Source organism: Chryseobacterium gotjawalense, assembly GCF_030012525.1.
GTDB lineage: Bacteria > Bacteroidota > Bacteroidia > Flavobacteriales > Weeksellaceae > Kaistella > Kaistella gotjawalense.
The window spans coordinates 2,161,279-2,177,670 of sequence record NZ_CP124855.1 but is presented as its reverse complement, the minus strand read 5'-3'; the positions used below and the strand labels follow the sequence as shown (position 1 = coordinate 2,177,670).

17 protein-coding genes are annotated in these 16,392 nt (G+C 36.5%); 9 read left to right on the top strand and 8 right to left on the bottom strand.

What is annotated here, in order from left to right:
* Positions 1-89: 89 nt before the first annotated feature.
* From QGN23_RS09940 to mnmA, 3 genes are all read right to left on the bottom strand, one after another.
* Positions 90-389, bottom strand: a complete 300-nt coding sequence (locus QGN23_RS09940) for a type II toxin-antitoxin system RelE/ParE family toxin (RefSeq protein WP_282904159.1) — start codon at positions 387-389, stop codon at positions 90-92.
* Positions 382-630, bottom strand: a complete 249-nt coding sequence (locus tag QGN23_RS09935) for a type II toxin-antitoxin system ParD family antitoxin (RefSeq protein ID WP_282904158.1) — start codon at positions 628-630, stop codon at positions 382-384. Before QGN23_RS09935 ends, QGN23_RS09940 begins: the two co-directional genes overlap by 8 nt.
* A gap of 270 nt (positions 631-900) precedes the next feature.
* Entirely contained in the window at positions 901-2,088 is a 1,188-nt protein-coding gene (mnmA, locus tag QGN23_RS09930; protein WP_282904157.1) for a tRNA 2-thiouridine(34) synthase MnmA, read from the bottom strand.
* 306 nt (positions 2,089-2,394) lie between these two features.
* On the opposite strand from mnmA, the gene QGN23_RS09925 reads away from it, so the two are divergent.
* On the top strand, positions 2,395-2,934 hold the full coding sequence (locus tag QGN23_RS09925; RefSeq protein ID WP_282904156.1) for a hypothetical protein: 540 nt from the start codon (positions 2,395-2,397) through the stop codon (positions 2,932-2,934).
* 296 nt (positions 2,935-3,230) lie between these two features.
* Here QGN23_RS09925 and QGN23_RS09920 read toward each other — a convergent pair whose 3' ends face one another.
* Positions 3,231-5,345 (bottom strand): prolyl oligopeptidase family serine peptidase, encoded by a 2,115-nt coding sequence (locus tag QGN23_RS09920; RefSeq protein ID WP_282904155.1) that lies wholly within the window; start codon positions 5,343-5,345, stop codon positions 3,231-3,233.
* A gap of 323 nt (positions 5,346-5,668) precedes the next feature.
* On the opposite strand from QGN23_RS09920, the gene QGN23_RS09915 reads away from it, so the two are divergent.
* The 8 genes from QGN23_RS09915 (at position 5,669) to QGN23_RS09880 (ending at position 13,582) form a co-directional block, all read left to right on the top strand.
* Positions 5,669-5,863, top strand: coding sequence for a hypothetical protein (locus QGN23_RS09915; RefSeq protein WP_282904154.1), 195 nt, complete (start codon positions 5,669-5,671; stop codon positions 5,861-5,863).
* A gap of 323 nt (positions 5,864-6,186) precedes the next feature.
* Positions 6,187-7,590 (top strand): nucleoside recognition domain-containing protein, encoded by a 1,404-nt coding sequence (locus tag QGN23_RS09910; RefSeq protein WP_282904153.1) that lies wholly within the window; start codon positions 6,187-6,189, stop codon positions 7,588-7,590.
* A 101-nt stretch (positions 7,591-7,691) separates the two neighbouring features.
* Positions 7,692-8,063 carry a four helix bundle protein gene (locus QGN23_RS09905; RefSeq protein WP_282904152.1) on the top strand — a complete coding sequence of 124 codons (372 nt, stop codon included), beginning with the start codon at positions 7,692-7,694 and terminating at the stop codon, positions 8,061-8,063.
* Positions 8,064-8,145: 82 nt separating this feature from the next.
* Positions 8,146-8,532 (top strand): hypothetical protein, encoded by a 387-nt coding sequence (locus tag QGN23_RS09900; protein WP_282904151.1) that lies wholly within the window; start codon positions 8,146-8,148, stop codon positions 8,530-8,532.
* Between the two features lie 6 nt (positions 8,533-8,538).
* Positions 8,539-10,326 (top strand): MutS-related protein, encoded by a 1,788-nt coding sequence (locus tag QGN23_RS09895; protein WP_282904150.1) that lies wholly within the window; start codon positions 8,539-8,541, stop codon positions 10,324-10,326.
* Between the two features lie 156 nt (positions 10,327-10,482).
* Entirely contained in the window at positions 10,483-11,832 is a 1,350-nt protein-coding gene (locus QGN23_RS09890; RefSeq protein WP_282904149.1) for a TolC family protein, read from the top strand.
* 74 nt (positions 11,833-11,906) lie between these two features.
* Entirely contained in the window at positions 11,907-12,497 is a 591-nt protein-coding gene (locus tag QGN23_RS09885) for a SprT-like domain-containing protein (RefSeq protein WP_282904148.1), read from the top strand.
* Positions 12,498-12,499: 2 nt separating this feature from the next.
* A complete protein-coding gene (locus QGN23_RS09880) occupies positions 12,500-13,582 on the top strand; it encodes a mannose-1-phosphate guanylyltransferase (protein WP_282904147.1) in 1,083 nt (360 codons plus the stop codon).
* Positions 13,583-13,634: 52 nt separating this feature from the next.
* Here QGN23_RS09880 and QGN23_RS09875 read toward each other — a convergent pair whose 3' ends face one another.
* Genes QGN23_RS09875 through QGN23_RS09860 form a run of 4 tightly spaced genes read right to left on the bottom strand, consistent with a single transcriptional unit; the run spans position 13,635 to position 16,380 of the window.
* Positions 13,635-14,597, bottom strand: a complete 963-nt coding sequence (locus tag QGN23_RS09875; protein ID WP_282906387.1) for a glycosyltransferase family 9 protein — start codon at positions 14,595-14,597, stop codon at positions 13,635-13,637.
* Entirely contained in the window at positions 14,597-15,016 is a 420-nt protein-coding gene (locus tag QGN23_RS09870) for a SufE family protein (RefSeq protein WP_282904146.1), read from the bottom strand. Before QGN23_RS09870 ends, QGN23_RS09875 begins: the two co-directional genes overlap by 1 nt.
* Before the next feature lie 38 nt (positions 15,017-15,054).
* A complete protein-coding gene (locus QGN23_RS09865; RefSeq protein WP_282904145.1) occupies positions 15,055-16,152 on the bottom strand; it encodes a glycosyltransferase in 1,098 nt (365 codons plus the stop codon).
* 9 nt (positions 16,153-16,161) lie between these two features.
* Positions 16,162-16,380, bottom strand: a complete 219-nt coding sequence (locus QGN23_RS09860) for a uroporphyrinogen decarboxylase (RefSeq protein WP_282904144.1) — start codon at positions 16,378-16,380, stop codon at positions 16,162-16,164.
* Positions 16,381-16,392 lie beyond the last annotated feature (12 nt).

Sequence of the window (16,392 nt, the reverse complement as noted above, 5' to 3'; positions counted from 1 at the left end):
ATGCATCCTGTCCATCAGGAAGATGAAGATTTCTGGGATTTTATTTAGCCGGTTTGGCGAAACGAAAGTTTAGTAATTGATGAAAGTTTTTATTCATTTATCTTCGTTTTCAAATCCATTCTTTCGTGTAATATTCTAATTATCTCTAATTGATCTTCAGAAATTTGATGATAAAATATAATGTGTTTTCCTGATTTAAATCCGCGTAAATTTTCACTTATTTCAGTGTAAATTTTACCAAGATCTGGATTTTCGCCGATATGTTTACAGGCAGATTTTATTGCATCATAATATTTATCAGCCTGATTTTCGGACCATTCTTCAAATGTATAATCCCAAATGTCTGTTAAATCATTTATTGCTTCTTGCCTCCATATAACTTTACCCATTTTTTGTTTTTTCAGATTTTAATTTGGCTAAATGTTCATCTAAATCAAAATCTTCAATTCTTGGACTGTTCAAACCATTTTGAATTGCACTTTTTAAAGCAATAATTTTACTTTCTTCATTTTCTAAAAGTCTAAGCCCCGCACGAATAACTTCACTGACATTTTTATATCGTCCGCCAGATACTTGGCTGCTAACGAACTGATCAAAATAATTTCCGAGTGATACTGATGTGTTTTTCATTTTCAATATTTCCGTAAAGTTACCAAAAATTGGTAAATACTGAAAATAAATGATATTGCCGTTTTTTAAAGGTTTTTATATCTGATAATATCTTGTATTATTGCTGAGTTGTGATGTTGAAATCTTCATTAGTCAATCCAAAATTCTTCGCTGAATCTTCGGTTTCTTGTCTTGCAGAAAACAAAAGGTTAGTGATCGTCTGACGTAATTTTTATAATTCCCTTTTTATTTGAGCAGTTTTCCAACTTTGAAAATTCTACGCTAAGCTTACTAAGCGATTACACCGCTTCCCACCAATTCATCGTCCAGATACCACGCCGCAAACTGTCCTTCTGCAATGGCAGATTGTGGGTTTTCAAATTCGATATAAAATCCTTCTTCGAACTGGTAAAGCGTAGCTTCTTCCAAAGTCTGTCGGTACCGGATTCTGGCCTGTACTTTCATCGATTCTCCATTTTGCAGACGCAGATCGTCACGAACCCAGTGAACTTCGGAATTTTCGATTTTTAAAGCTTTACGGAATAATCCCGGGAAATTTTTCCCTTCGCCCACAAAAATCGTGTTGGTTTCCATATCGCGGGAAATGATGAAACAGGATTCCGCATGTCCGCCAATGCCCAAACCTTTGCTTTGTCCGATCGTGAAATAATGTGCACCCTGATGTTTGCCAATCACTTTTCCGTCTGATTTTTCGTATTTTATTTTCTTGGAAAGAAACTGTAATTCTTCTAGTTTTGATAAAAATGCCGGTATTTCTTGATGAAAATCACCGAAATCTTTAAAAATCTCTACAATTTCACCTTCTTTTGGTTCAAGCTGTTGTTGTAGAAATATCGGTAAACTCACTTTTCCGATGAAGCACAATCCTTGTGAGTCTTTCTTATCTGCCGTCACCAAATCCATTTCTCTGGCGATTTCCCGGACTTCAGGTTTCGTTAATCCACCAATCGGAAACAGCGATTTCGACAGCTGATCCTGACTCAATTGACACAGGAAATACGACTGATCTTTATTGTTATCTGCTCCGGCTAAAAGATGAAAAATTTCCTTGCCGTTTTCGTCAAAAGTAGAGTTCACCTGAGCGTAATGTCCCGTTGCAACTTTCTCAGCGCCAAGTGATAAGGCTGTTTTCATGAACACGTCAAACTTCACTTCACGGTTGCACAAAACATCAGGATTCGGCGTTCGGCCCATTTTGTATTCATCGAACATATAATCCACGATTTTTTCCTTATACAGTTCGCTCATATCGATGACCTGATAAGGAATCCCAAGTTTTTGGGCCACCATCAGAGCATCATTACTGTCCTCGATCCACGGACATTCATCTTCCAAAGTTACCGATGCATCATTCCAGTTCCGCATAAAAAGCGCCACCACTTCATGACCTTGTTTTTGCAACAGATACGCTGCAACACTCGAATCTACACCTCCGGAAAGGCCAACTACAATTTTCATATTTTAAGGAAATAAATTTTTGATGATAGGCATCAAAAGTTTTGCAAATTTACGACAATAATTATACAATATCTCAGGAGCTACAAGACCCGCAATAGTTTCGGAAACGCGTCCCACTGTCCGCTGTATCTTTATCTTTTCTGACGAAAAAGATAAAGGATGCCGCTTCCATCGGGGCTAAGAGAAAGACCTTTCATTATTTTGAAAATTTTCAAAAGGTCAATTCTTCATCAGCAAAGTAATTATAGAAATTTTCGATTTCAAAAAAAGGCTTATTTTTGATTATTAATTCTTTAAAAATACAACATGAAAAAACTCCTTCTTCTTTCGGTGATATCCTTTGCCTTTTCATTGCGCGCTCAAATAGGAACAACTAAAACTTTCGGTAATAACGATTCCAAATGGACTTTCGGCGGTTCGGCTGGATTAGGCGGAAGTTTTGGCAACAATAATGGTGGAACATCGGTATATATTTCTCCCAGAATCGGGTATATGCTTACCGAAAGTTTAGAAACGGGTGTCGCTTCTGGCCTCACCTGGACTAATGCGAAATATTATTCATCAAGCACCATCGGCGTCGGTCCTTTTGTGAATTATTATATCGGCCGGAATTTCTTTTTAAGCGGAATGTTTCAGGAATACTTTTTCAACCAGAAAAATAAACTGACCGATGTGAAATATTCGGGTGACGAAGCTGCTCTTTACCTCGGTGGCGGCTATATGCAGAAAATTGGCGACCGCGCTTATATGCAGATTGGTGGAATGTATAACGTTTTATACAAAGAAGACAAATCCGTTTTCGGCAGCGGATTTATTCCAAGTATCGGAGTTGTTTTCGGCTTGTAATCATAACTAATCTGAGATACTCCATAGATGCTTCATGGATAGTTCATGGATACTTCATGAGGAGTTCATGACAATGTTTCTACCAAAACAGAGATGAAATGTATATTTTGAAAAATTCACAGAAGATATTTTTCAACCTCTAAGCAGGTTTTAAAAAAGAAATGAATCTGTATAATCAGTTAAATCAGCGGGAGAATATTTATTATTTCTATTCAGGTGTTCTCGTACGAATTACTAAAAACAAAACTACCCGGGAAATTATTCCCCGGGAAGTTTTTTATTACCATAAGTTTAATTTATTTCTTCAAAGTCTTAAAGCCCATTTCATAAAGCGCAAAACTCAAGATATCAGCGTTTTCGCCAATAACCTGTTCTGTACTTCTTCCTGCGCCGTGTCCCGCATTGGTTTCGATTCTTACCAAAACCGGATTACTGCACGATTGTTTTTCCTGCAGTTCCGCACCGAATTTAAATGAGTGTGCCGGAACAACTCTGTCATCGTGATCGCTTGTGATAATCATGGTTGACGGGTAGCAAACTCCTTTTTTAACCTGATGAACCGGTGAATAAGATTTTAAATAATCGAACATTTCTTTGCTGTCTTCGGCAGTTCCGTAATCGTAACTCCAGCCCGCTCCAGCTGTGAATTTATTGTAACGCAACATGTCCAAAACACCCACTCCGGGGAAAGCTACTTTTGCCAGATCAGGTCTCATAGTCATGGTTGCTCCAACGAGAAGTCCACCGTTTGATCGGCCGGAAAGCGCCATGTGCTCTTTTGAAGTATATCCGTTTTTCTGCAAATATTCGCCGGCTGCGATGAAATCTTCGAATACATTTTTCTTCTGCATTTTCGTTCCCGCATCATGCCATTTTTTGCCGTACTCACCTCCGCCACGAATATTCGGAACCGCGTAAATTCCGCCGTTTTCCATCCAAATCGCATTCACTACGGAGAAAGAAGGCAGCAAACTGATGTTGAATCCGCCGTAAGAATAAAGAATGGTCGGGTTCTTTCCGTCCCGTTTCAATCCTTTTTTATAATTGATCATCATCGGAATTTTAGTTCCGTCTTTTGAAGTAAAAAATATTTGTTCTGAAACGTAATCTTCAGGGTTAAATTTCACCTTTGGTTTTTGATAAACTTCAGCTTTTCCGGTCTCCGCATTGAATTTATAAATGGTTGGCGGAGTAATGTAGTTGGTGAAAGAAAAATACAGGTCTTTCTCTTTTTCTTTTCCACTGAAACCTCCTGCGGTTCCGATTCCTGGCAAATCGATCGTACGGATTAATTTACCGTTATAATCAAACTGCTTCATCGAGGTTACCGCATCTTTCATATACTTTGCGAATAGATATCCTCCGCCTGTCGAAACGCTAAGCACGTTTTCGGTTTCAGGAATCACATCAGTCCAAACTGTTGGCTGATTGATATTGAATTTTACCAAACGCATATTTGGCGCATTTTTGTCGGTTAAGGCGTAAATGAAATCGCCTTTCGAATCGACCACATTGGTATTAAAATCGTATCCTTTTTGAACAGGAATGAAATCTGTTTTATTTTGTAAATCTTTAATATACAGTTCGTTGCCATTGGTTGCTTCAGATGCTCTTAAAATCTCGTAGCGTTCATCATCAGAAACTCCAACGCTCATATAGCGTCTTTTGAAATTTTCGCCACCGATAATTAATTGATCGGCACTTTGTTTCGTTCCTAATTTATGGAAATAAACTTTGTGCATATCGGTTTTGGCAGAGAGTTCGCTCCCTTTTGGTTTATCGTAACTTGAATAAAAGAAACCTTCATCACCCAGCCAGGACGCTCCGGAAAACTTCACATCAACAATGGTTTCATCAATCTTTTCTTTGGTTAAAGCATTGATAATGATTATTTTATTCCAGTCGCTTCCGCCTTCGGAAATAGAATAAGCAACCAGATTTCCTTTTTTATTAAAAGAAATTCCTGCTAAAGAAGTCGTTCCTTTTTCCGAGAATTTATTAGGATCCAGAAAAACTTCGGTCTTGCCGTTTTTATCGGTTCGGTATAAAATGGATTGCGCTTGAAGTCCGTCATTTTTATAAAAATAAGTAAAATCTCCTTCTTTAAAAGGGGCACCAATTTTCTCGTAATTCCAGATGTCATTCAGTTGTGCACGAATCTCTTCACGGAAAGGAATTTTTGCCAGATAATCATTCGTAAAAGCGACTTCTCTCTGAACCCAGTCTTTGGTGTCTTCCGCGCGGTCATCTTCTAACCATCGGTATGGATCCTGAACTTTGGTCCCGAAATACTCATCGGTATGTTCAACTTTTTTCGTTTCGGGATAGTTCAAATTTTTGGTCATTTTTTGAGGAGCGCAAGATGCGAGCATTATTCCTGCTGCACCAAGAGCAAATGTTTTAACATTCATATATTAAGGATTTTCTCAAAAGTAAGATTTTTTACCGGAAGAAAAAAAACAGGAAATACGAAAAACCTATATCCGATGCTCATTTTGTTAATAAAAATCCGTTTTTTTTATTGCCTGCGTAATCTTTAGTCCTTTTTGGTTTTTAATACATAAATGTATTTTTTAAGGGCCGGAATCCTCAGTAAATCTCTGGGAAATAAAAGGCTCTTTAAGTTATAGTTAAACCTTTTTAATATTCATGCCCCCAACTTTAACAAACTTTAAAACAATTCATGATCCAAAAGGAATACAATTTGCTTAATTTTATACTCATAATTAAAGACATGAGAAAAGAAACAGGAATTATATTAGCGGGAAGTGTAGGCGTTCTAATCGGCCTTACTTTATTTGGTGTAAAGAAATTTTTATTAAAAAAAAGTAAAGAATATGATGAATATTATGCGGATTTTCATCGCCATTTTGAACGTAAAAACAAAGACGAATCAAATGACGGTGTTGAGTTTTTAGCCGTGCGGTAAGTTATTTAAAAGTGTAATCAAATTCTGTTTTCATTGAAAGCAGAATTTTTTTATGGCTGTTTTTGAAGTTCTTTCTATATCATTAGTGGCAAATAATTTCGTGCTTAGAATTATTTTGCCACTAATGCACGAATTGAATGAGAATACCTCTTTTTTTATGAATGAATATCTACATATCTGACTGAATTTTTGTTTTGAATCCAGGAGAAAAATTAGTGCATTTGTGGCTTTTATCATGCATAAAGACTTTGTCGCAATAATTTGCTGTCCTAAGTCTCTTAAAAAATAAACTTTTTAGTTACTTTTACTCAAATTTTTAATTCATGGTTTTAAGCAGAATTTGGAGCGCATTTATTATTGTCGCCATTATCGTCGGAAGTATAAAGTATCTGTTTTCGGATTCCTATAAAGCGATTTATAACGATATGGTCGTCGGTAAAAGTGGTGATACCGTGCAAATTGCAACTCAAAATATCAATGAATTAAATCCTGAAATTAAAAATGCCTTATTGCTGAAACCCGCTTTTGAACAACATAGAATTCATTATAAAACGGATTCCGCTAAATCTCAGGTTGCCGTTTATCGCGTTCAGCAAACTGATGGGGTAATAGGTACTTCTGAAACTGCCGTTAAAATCTGTTTAGGCCTAATCGGGATTATGACGCTCTTCATGGGGTTCATGAGTATTGCCGAAAAAGCCGGCGGAATCAATCTTTTATCCCGAATGATTCAGCCCTTTTTCTCTAAGCTTTTCCCCGAGATTCCCAAAAACCATCCGTCTTTCGGGCATATGTTACTGAATTTTTCTGCCAACCTTTTAGGTTTAGATAATGCCGCAACACCGTTCGGACTCAAGGCGATGGAAAGTTTACAAACCTTAAATCCCGACAAAGACAACGCAAGTAATTCGCAAATTATGTTTCTCTGTCTGCATGCCGGCGGATTAACCTTAATTCCGGTTTCGATTATTGCAATCCGCGCTTCGATGGGTTCTCATACGCCGACCGACATTTTTCTGCCTTGTATGATCGCGACTTTCGCAGCGACTTTGGCAGCGATGATTGTGGTTTCTCTTTATCAAAAAATCAATTTATTGCAACCGGTTGTCATCGCTTATGTTGGAGGGATTTCCGCGATTATTGGTTTATTGGTGGTTTATTTAGTAAGTTTAAGCAAAGATGGACTTGATAATTTCAGCATGTTATTGAGCAACGGAATTATCCTTTTGATTTTCTTCGCTATTGTTTTAGGAGCGCTTTATAAAAAAATTAATGTCTTCGATGCTTTTATTGACGGGGCAAAAGAAGGTTTCTGGACCTGTGTGAAAATCATTCCTTATTTAGTCGGAATGCTCATCGCAATTTCTTTGTTAAGAACTTCCGGTGTTTTCGATGTTTTGATCGATGGAATGAAATGGGTCGCTCAAGTCGTTGGTTTTGATACCCGTTTTGTTGATGGTTTACCGACTGCTTTGATCAAACCACTTTCCGGTTCAGGAGCACGGGGAATGATGGTTGACACGATGCAGACTTTTGGTGCAGACAGTTTCCAGGGAAGATTAGCAGCGGTTTTGCAGGGAAGTTCAGACACGACTTTTTACGTGATTGCGATTTATTTCGGTGCGGTAGGAATTAAAAACACAAGATATACGGTGACCGCAATGCTTTTAGCAGATTTGGTGGGGATTATTACTTCGGTAATTTTGGCGTATATTTTCTTTGCTTAAATTGGTACAATTGGTACATGGGTGCAATGGTGCAATTGATGCAAAATAGGTGCAAAAAGAATGAAATTTGATTGATTTATTCTATTTTTTAAAATAATAAAATGAGCTACGAGAATCTTGATATTTATAAAATTTCATTTGATTTATTCATTGAAACTCATCGGAAATCACTAAAATTCCCCAAACATGAACTGTATGAGTTAGGAAGTCAAATCCGGCGTTCTTCAGATTCTGTAAACTCAAACATTGTGGAAGGATACGGAAGAAGAGTTTATAAAAATGATTATCTGAGATTTTTGAGGTTTTCTCACAGCAGTTGCGATGAAACCTTGAATCATATTAAAAAAATCATTCGTATCTATCCTGATCTTTCCTCTGAATTAGAACTTGAAAAGTTGGTAGGAAATTATCGGACTTTAAGTATAAAAATTCACAATTATATTGAATATGTACAAAGCAACTGGCGCACCTAATAAACCACCTTTTATTCCTAATGCACCCATTGCACCTTTTTTGCAACATGAAAACTTTAAACTTGTACCAAAATAAATTAATATGATCCACGACAAAGATTACATCATCAGAATAGTAAAACAATTTTCAGAATTTCTTTCTAAAATGATTTTGGGAGGTAGCAATGGCGACCTTTCAGAGCTTCAAAGGATTTTCGATACCAATATGAATGATACGTTCAAAATGGATTTTGAAACATTAGCTTCGAAATCTGTCGATGAAATTGTTCAATTGATTAATGACAAAGACAAAAGCCATCATATTCCATATTTTGAACTGTTGGGGAATTTGTTCTACTTTAAAAATAAGGAAAATCCTAATCCCGATTTTGCGGCAAAAGCCATCGTTTTCTATGAAAAATATTTACAGACAAGCGGTGTTTTTTCCATGCCGGTTGTAAGCAGAATTGGCGAGCTGAAAAAAGGGTAAAACGGAATGGAAGAATTACATGAGCTCCTTGCTGCAAAAAAGGAAACCTTACAGAAATTACAGAAAAAGCTGACGGTTTTAGGCTGGATCAGAGTTGCGACATTCCTTTCCATTGCTTACTTTTTATTAAAATATTTCATCTTTGAAAGTGGTTTGCAAAGTCATTTGTATTTGGGGTTTTTTTTCACGGTTTTATTTTTCATTTTGGGATTTTTCCTTTTAAATGTAAAACAGGAACTGCAATTTTATAAAGATTACATTCATATTGGAAATCAGATAATTACCAAAACAGAATTCGATACAGGACTTGATTTTGAGGAGGATATTGATAATCATCCTTTTGCTAAAGACCTGGATATTGTGGGCAAAAACTCACTTTTCAGTTACATTAGCTACTGCGAAACGGTTTTAGGTAAAAACAAACTCAAAGATTTTCTTTTAAATTTAAGGGTAGAAAAAGAGAAAATAATCGCCAAGCAAAAGTCAATCGATGAGCTTTCGCAAAAAACTGAATGGAATATTCATTTCCTCACTTTAGCGAAATCGCTGGATATCAATGGAAAAATTAAACATCCAGAGCTTAAGGAATCTGTTTTTAAAAACGCCGTTTTAGCAAAAATTGCGGTCATTGTAATTCCTGTTTTAACTTTCGGCGTTTTGCTTTCTTTGGTTTTTATCAGTATTCCCTCTCTATATCTGATTTTAATTTTCGCTGGCATTTTTGCCTGTTCCCGATTTATTTTAATGTTTTATGGTAAAAAAATGGAGTATATTTCCGGGACTTTATCTTTTAATTCTGAACAGTATGAGCAGTTTTTAGCCATATTTTCTCACATCGAAAAAGAACAATTCAAAGAGGAATTGAATCAACAGCTTCAGAAGAAATTTATTTCGGGGAAAAGCAAATCGTCACGAAAAGAAATTGAAAAGCTCGCGCGTCTCCTTAGGAATTATGAAAATGGACAAAGTAATATCGGAGTCATTCTGAATAATTTCTTCCTCTGGAAACTGAACTTTGCGCTGAAAATTGAAAATCAGATTAAAAATATTGAGCAGGATTTACCGCAATGGTTTGATGCTTTTTCAGAGTTTGAAGCTTTGATTTCTTTGGGGATTTTCCGCTTCAAAAATCCTCAATATCACTATCCGGAAATTTCTAATTCTGGCGAAAAACTGAAAGCAGAACAAATAATTCATCCCCTTTTATTTCAGCCAGAAGTGGTTTCTAATGATTTTCAGATAGCGCAAAACACAGAGATCTCCATCATCACAGGAGCAAATATGACGGGAAAATCTACATTTTTGCGAACGGTGGGAATTAATTTAGTGCTCGCTATGAACGGTTGTCCCGTTGCTGCAAGGGAATTTACATTTATTCCGATGAAACTTTTTACTTCAATGCGGACGAGTGATTCTTTAAACGATGGAACTTCTTATTTCAATGCAGAGATTCTTCGCCTCAGAAGTCTGGTCGAAAATTTAGATAAAGGAATTCCGCAATTCATTATTTTAGATGAGATTTTAAAAGGCACCAATTCCCAGGATAAACTCACTGGTTCCGAATTATTCTTGGAAAAATTAATGAAAAGCAAAACCCTTTTTTCCTGCCTCATTGCCACCCACGATTTGGAACTCACCAAAATCGAAGAAAAATTTCCTGCTGAGATTAAAAACTACTGCTTTGAATTAGAGCAAAAAAATGGGGAATTAGAAACCGATTACAAACTTCAAAACGGCGTTACCAAAAGCATGAACGCAATTTATCTGATGAAGAAATTTGGGATTATTGATTAACATTATTTGAATTTTAACTTATAAGTTGGGACTTATGTGTTTAAAATAAATTTAATCTGAAGTTTTTAGATTTTGATGCTGATTTTAATTTAAACAAGCTCTAAAGAAATTTGTAACAAATCACCAAAAACTTCGTCTTATTCTATAAATTAATCAATGAAGAAATCTGCTGTTTTTTTTCTGAGTTTGCTGTCCACTTTTGTTTTTTCTCAAAAAGTATGGACGTTGCAGGAATGTGTGAATTACGCTGTAGAAAACAATTTACAAGTTATTCAGAACACTTATAACAAGAAACTTCAGGATAATTCTTTACAAATTGCCAAACGGCAATATTTACCAGGCGTTTCTGGGACGATCAACAATAATGTCAGTTTCGGACAAGGTATTGATGTTTTTGGAACCACCAACCGAAATGATAATTTCAGCAATAGAGCGAGCGTTGGCGCAGATATTTTGATTTATAATAATGGCAGATTAGAGAAGAACATTAGAAAAACAGAGTTCGATGTTCAGGCCAGCAATTTTGATATCGAAAAGATTAAAAATGATATTTCACTTCAAATTGCACAACAATATCTTTCCATTTTACTGAACCGAGAAATTACTAAAATTTCGGAAAGCGCTTTGGATAATGCAGACAAACTCTACAAAAGAGCTAAAATTACTACGGAAGTCGGAACCACACCGCAAACGATTTTAGCAGAAGCAGAAGCGGCTTTGGCAAGAGAAAAACAAAATGTAAAAACCGCACAAATTAATACGGAACGAAGTTTATTCGCTCTGGCGATGCTGTTGCAACTTCCTGACTATAAAAACTTTGACATACAGAATGTCAATATTCAAAGTGAGATCCAGGCGCCATTATTTTCCGCAGACCAAATTATTGATAAAGCATTTGAAAACCAACCTCAGATAAAATCTGCAGAAGTAAGAATAAAATCTGCCGAGGCACAAACTGAAATTACAGAAACTGCTTTTTGGCCGACGGTCACCGCAAGCGCAGGAATCGGAACTTCCTATTTTAATTCTCTGGTGACCAATTATGCAGGGCGTGATATCAACGGAAACCCGATTAAAGAAAGCGGTTTTTTCAAACAGTACAAAGATAATTTCGGACAACAGCTCGGACTTTCTGCCAACATTCCGATTTTCAATAAAGGCATTACCAGATTAAATGTTGAGCAGTCGAAAATTAATGAAGATATCGCTAAAACCGCTTTGCTTCAACAAAAGCAGCAGGTTTTACAAAATGTTCAGCAAGCCCAGTTTGATGCAGAAAGTAATTACGAATCATATCTCGCGGCTTCACAAGCAGAGAAAAGCTCGAAGCTCGCGCTGGATTTTGCTGAGAAAAGCTATAATGCCGGAAAAACGACGATTTATGATTTAAATATTGCCAGAAATAATTACGCTAATGCTCAGGGAAGTGTTGAACAATCGAAGTTTAATTATTTGTTTAGTTTGAAACTGTTGAATTTCTATGCGGGGATTCCCTTATCTTTATAAAAATTTTTGGAGAAATTCTTAATCCTGTAAAAATGGGAAAAAAGTATTTCTTAGTTTTAAACGGAAGATAAAAAATGTCGATTTCGCTTTTAGAAAAATATTTACCGAACCACTGTTTACCGCATCTCAAGAAATGGTTTGGCGATTCTCCCATTCATATCAAAATCACCAGAGGCAGAAATTCCAAACTCGGCGATTATCGGAAAATGCCGGACAAATCGCATCAGATCACCATCAATTCAACCTTACAGCCGCAGCTTTTTTTCTTTGTTCTGACCCATGAACTGGCGCACTTATTGGCATTTGAAAATTTCGGTCACCGTATTTCACCACACGGAGCAGAGTGGAAACATACCTTCAGAACAATGCTTTTAGAAAGCATTCCGGTGTATGATGAAGATTTAAAACCCATTATTTTAAAATTTTTAAAGTCTCCCAAAGCCAATTTTATGTCGAGTCCGGATCTGGTAAGATACTTCCACATCGAGGATTATGAAGATGAAACTTCGTATATCGAAGATCTGGAAATTAAAGACCGGTTCATTTACAGAAAGCAGATTTATATCATTGAAGAAAAACGTAAAAAAAACTATCTTTGTACACAGCTCGATACCGATAAAAAATATATTTTTAAACCCTTGGCGCGAGTAGAAAAAATAAGTTAAATATGTCTATGTCAAATAATTACTGTGTGATAATGGCAGGAGGAATCGGAAGTCGGTTCTGGCCAATGAGCACTCAACAATACCCGAAACAGTTTCAGGATATTTTAGGAACAGGCCGAACGATGATTCAGCAAACCTACGATAGAATTAAAAAAATTGTACCCGTCGATAACATTTACGTTATCACCAATAAGGAATATATTTCGCTCACGGCCGAACAATTGCCCGAAATTAATCCGGAAAATATTGTGGGTGAACCGATGATGAAAAATACGGCCGCATGTAATATTTATATGGCCAAAAAAATCGCCGATAAAGATGCAGATGCCAATATCATTGTCCTTCCTGCAGATCATTTAATTTTAAAGGAAGATACCTTTTTGCAAAAAGTAGAACTCGCCTTTAGGTTGGCACAGGAAAATGATTATCTGATCACTTTGGGAATTAATCCAACGCGTCCTGATACCGGTTATGGATACATTCAGTTCGTTGAAAACCATAATTCTGAATATTTTAAAGTTAAAACATTTACCGAAAAACCGGATTTGGAAATTGCCAAAACCTTCCTGGAAAGTGGTGATTTCTTATGGAATGCCGGGATTTTTGTCTGGAATGTAAAATCGATTCTCTCTGCGTTTGACAGTTATTTGCCGGAAATGACCCAAAATTTTGAAAGCTGCGAGTACAATTCAAAAGATGAAGAACGGTGTATTGACTTGATTTATCCTAAAGTAAATAAAGTCTCGATTGACAACGGGATTTTGGAAAAAGCAAAAAACGTGTACGTTATTCCTGCAGATTTGGGCTGGAGCGATTTAGGAACCTGGACTTCAATTTATGAAAATGCCGAAAAAGGGGAGAATGAAAACTCCGTCAATACGAAACATGTGGTCACTTACAACTCAAAAGGGAATTTGATTAAGTTAAAAAATGTGAATAAGGCAGTTGTCATCGATGGATTAGAAAATTACATCGTGGTGGATACCGAAAAAGCACTGCTGATTTGCCCAAGAGAAAATGACCAGCTCATCAAAGATTATGTGCATGATCTGAAAACTTTGAAAAAAGGAGAGAAATTTATGTAAAAAAAGGTCATGAAAAAAAAATTCCTTTCATTGAGTTGAAAGGAATTTTTTTTTATACCAGATTGATAATCCTCTGAATATTAATTTCTTCTAAACAGGCCCAGTCGCCGCGATAACATTCTTTATCACCAAAAACAGAGCAGGGTCTGCAGGTTAAATCTTTTACCTGAACGATATCGTTTTCACTTTGTCCGTAGCCTAAAAATCCGGCGTAAGGATGGGTAGAACCCCAAACGGAAATGCATCGGGTTCCCATTAAACTTGCCAAATGCATATTGGCTGAATCCATTGAAATCATGACCTCCAGTTCTGCGATTTTTTGTAATTCTTCTTTTAGATTCAGTTTTCCTGCTAAATTTTCGGTATTGGGTATTTGTCGTTGCCAGCCGTCGAGAATGGTGATTTCATTTTTTCCACCGCCAAAAAAATAGACGTTATGGTTTTGTGCAAGGATTTTTACCACCTCAAAGGTTTTTTCTAAAGGGAGCATTTTTCCTTTGTGTTGGGCGAAAGGTGCAATTCCAATTCCTTTTTTGGTGATGTTTTTCTGTGAGTATTGATGAGAAAGTTCAAGTTTGAAATTCATTGCACGAAAGACATCTGCATACCGTTCGCTGGTCGGTTTCAGCTTTTTCTTATCTAAATTCCAGATATCTGTAAGATGTTCCTTTTCTTCTTTCTCTTTGTTGATTTTAAAGACTTTAAAACCATTTTTAATAAAAAATAAATCGAGGGTTTTTGTTCGGATAACATCGTGTAAATCAGCAATATAATCAGGTCTGTATTCTTTTAATAAAGTTCTGCCTAATTTTCTCAGCCCAAAAAAACCTTTGTAATCATCGACATCAATTCCCCTGAAAATAAGATTAGGAATGCCTTCAAATAAATCTTTGAAGTTGTCCCTGGAAACCATGACCACTTCTACGTCGGGATTCTGCTGAAGAAACTCGGTGAAAACGGGAACGGTCATCGCGACGTCTCCGAAAGCAGAAAAACGATATGCTAATATTCTGATCAAGACTTTAATTGAAATGCGACTGCGTAAAACTTAATTTGTTTGGTCATCGCCATCAAACCGTTGGCTCGTGACGGTGACAGGAATTCCTGCAGTCCGATTTCTTCAATGAATTTAAAATCAGACGCTAATATTTCCTGCGTGGTATGACCGCTGTAAATCGAGACTAAAAGCGAAATGATTCCTTTGGGTAAAATGCCGTCGGAATCAGCATTGAAGTAAAGTTTTCCCTCTTTGAATTCTGCATCAATCCATACTTTTGACTGACAGCCTTTAATTAAATTGTCATCTGTTTTCTTCTCCTCAGGCAGTCCTTTCAGTTCTTTCCCAAGATCGATAATGTACTCGTATTTCTGTTCCCAATCTTCCATAAACGCAAATGCGTCTACGGTTTCCTGCTGTTTTTCTTTGATGGTCATTGCTCAGTTCAATTTGTGCAAAGATAAGAAATTCGGTCTTAGAAATTTTCTTCAACAACCTGTCTGAATAAGGCGAGGATTTTGGGTTCTTCCTTTTCCCAACACAGCTCCTGTGCAGCTCTTTCCAATTCAGGCTGATAGAATTCCCGTCCTTTTTCAATAACTGTTTTTATTTTTTCGGCAAGGTTGAGTGGATCGTGATTTTCAACAATTTCTCCCACTTTAAACTCATTATAGACCCGCATCATTTCTGGAAAATTGATTAAAACCAATGGAACCCTTGCCTGAATACAATCGGAAACTTTATTAGGTAATGAATAAAGATAACTGACGCCACCGTTTTCTTCAATGCTTAAAGCGACATCCGCCGTTTTCGTAAGTTTTCTAAGTTCAGTTGGAATTAACTTTCCTAAAAACTCAACTTTATTTTCCAATCCCTCTTTTTTTACAAGCGCTTCGTATTCCGCTCTTTTTGGACCGTCGCCAGCAATTTTAAAAATAACATTGTCTAAATGTTTAGTTGCTAAAATAGCTTGAGAAATTCCCCTCGACTGGTTAATAATTCCTTGATAGAGCAGGATTTTTGGATTATTTTTCGGGATATCAAATGGCTCTGAAATTCGCCTTGGAATATTTCTTACAACCACAGGATTTACGCCATATTGATCAGCGAACCATTCTGCATAGCTGTAACTTTCCGTCATCATATATTTGATGTTGGGCACCAGTTTTTGCTCTAAAAATCTCCATATTTTTTGCGAAAATTTACCTTGAATGGCAGGCATTTCAGTAAAGATTTCATGACTGTCAAATAGTAGTGGAATATTTAATTTTTTAGAAATCAGTGTATTGGGCAACAGCGCATCCAAATCATTGGCGAGAAGGATGGTGTTTTTATCGGCATTCTTTTTAAGTTCTTTATAAAGTTTCCAGTTAAATTCGGCGTAGGCGGTTTTTAACGAAGATGAAAAATGTTTTATCCGAAGGAACTTATAAGGACGGTGCATTGCTCCTGCGCCTCCCCAATCATTCCCTATTAACAGTACTTCATATCCATTTTTATGCAAAGTTTCGCACACCTTTTCAATTCTTTGGTCGGTATACAAACTGCTAAATGCTGAAACAATAACTTTCATAATGCGTATTTACGATTTTTTCACCAGATGATAAGCCTGAATAGCGCAAAGCACAGCGTTGGGAATAATAATCGGCCATAGATAATTGCTGTAAATACCATATAATACAAACAGGACACAACCGATAAGATTGATAATTCTGATTTTCTTGATGTCCTTCAGCGCAAAACTCAAAACGATAAAAAAAGAGGCAGCGTAACCGATGTAATTGGTAATTTCGGGAGTCATAGTATTCTTTTT

Bases quoted from the DNA above. Each gene is read 5' to 3' on its own strand.
- QGN23_RS09910 (WP_282904153.1), top strand. From the start codon at position 6,187: ATGGTTTTAAGCAGAATTTGGAGCGCATTTATTATTGTCGCCATTATC.
- QGN23_RS09880 (WP_282904147.1), top strand. From the start codon at position 12,500: ATGTCTATGTCAAATAATTACTGTGTGATAATGGCAGGAGGAATCGGA.
- QGN23_RS09890 (WP_282904149.1), top strand. From the start codon at position 10,483: ATGAAGAAATCTGCTGTTTTTTTTCTGAGTTTGCTGTCCACTTTTGTT.
- QGN23_RS09900 (WP_282904151.1), top strand. From the start codon at position 8,146: ATGATCCACGACAAAGATTACATCATCAGAATAGTAAAACAATTTTCA.
- QGN23_RS09915 (WP_282904154.1), top strand. From the start codon at position 5,669: ATGAGAAAAGAAACAGGAATTATATTAGCGGGAAGTGTAGGCGTTCTA.
- QGN23_RS09885 (WP_282904148.1), top strand. From the start codon at position 11,907: ATGTCGATTTCGCTTTTAGAAAAATATTTACCGAACCACTGTTTACCG.
- QGN23_RS09940 (WP_282904159.1), bottom strand. From the start codon at position 389: ATGGGTAAAGTTATATGGAGGCAAGAAGCAATAAATGATTTAACAGAC.
- QGN23_RS09920 (WP_282904155.1), bottom strand. From the start codon at position 5,345: ATGAATGTTAAAACATTTGCTCTTGGTGCAGCAGGAATAATGCTCGCA.
- QGN23_RS09860 (WP_282904144.1), bottom strand. From the start codon at position 16,380: ATGACTCCCGAAATTACCAATTACATCGGTTACGCTGCCTCTTTTTTT.
- QGN23_RS09870 (WP_282904146.1), bottom strand. From the start codon at position 15,016: ATGACCATCAAAGAAAAACAGCAGGAAACCGTAGACGCATTTGCGTTT.
- QGN23_RS09895 (WP_282904150.1), top strand. From the start codon at position 8,539: ATGGAAGAATTACATGAGCTCCTTGCTGCAAAAAAGGAAACCTTACAG.
- QGN23_RS09925 (WP_282904156.1), top strand. From the start codon at position 2,395: ATGAAAAAACTCCTTCTTCTTTCGGTGATATCCTTTGCCTTTTCATTG.
- mnmA (WP_282904157.1), bottom strand. From the start codon at position 2,088: ATGAAAATTGTAGTTGGCCTTTCCGGAGGTGTAGATTCGAGTGTTGCA.
- QGN23_RS09905 (WP_282904152.1), top strand. From the start codon at position 7,692: ATGAGCTACGAGAATCTTGATATTTATAAAATTTCATTTGATTTATTC.
- QGN23_RS09865 (WP_282904145.1), bottom strand. From the start codon at position 16,152: ATGAAAGTTATTGTTTCAGCATTTAGCAGTTTGTATACCGACCAAAGA.
- QGN23_RS09935 (WP_282904158.1), bottom strand. From the start codon at position 630: ATGAAAAACACATCAGTATCACTCGGAAATTATTTTGATCAGTTCGTT.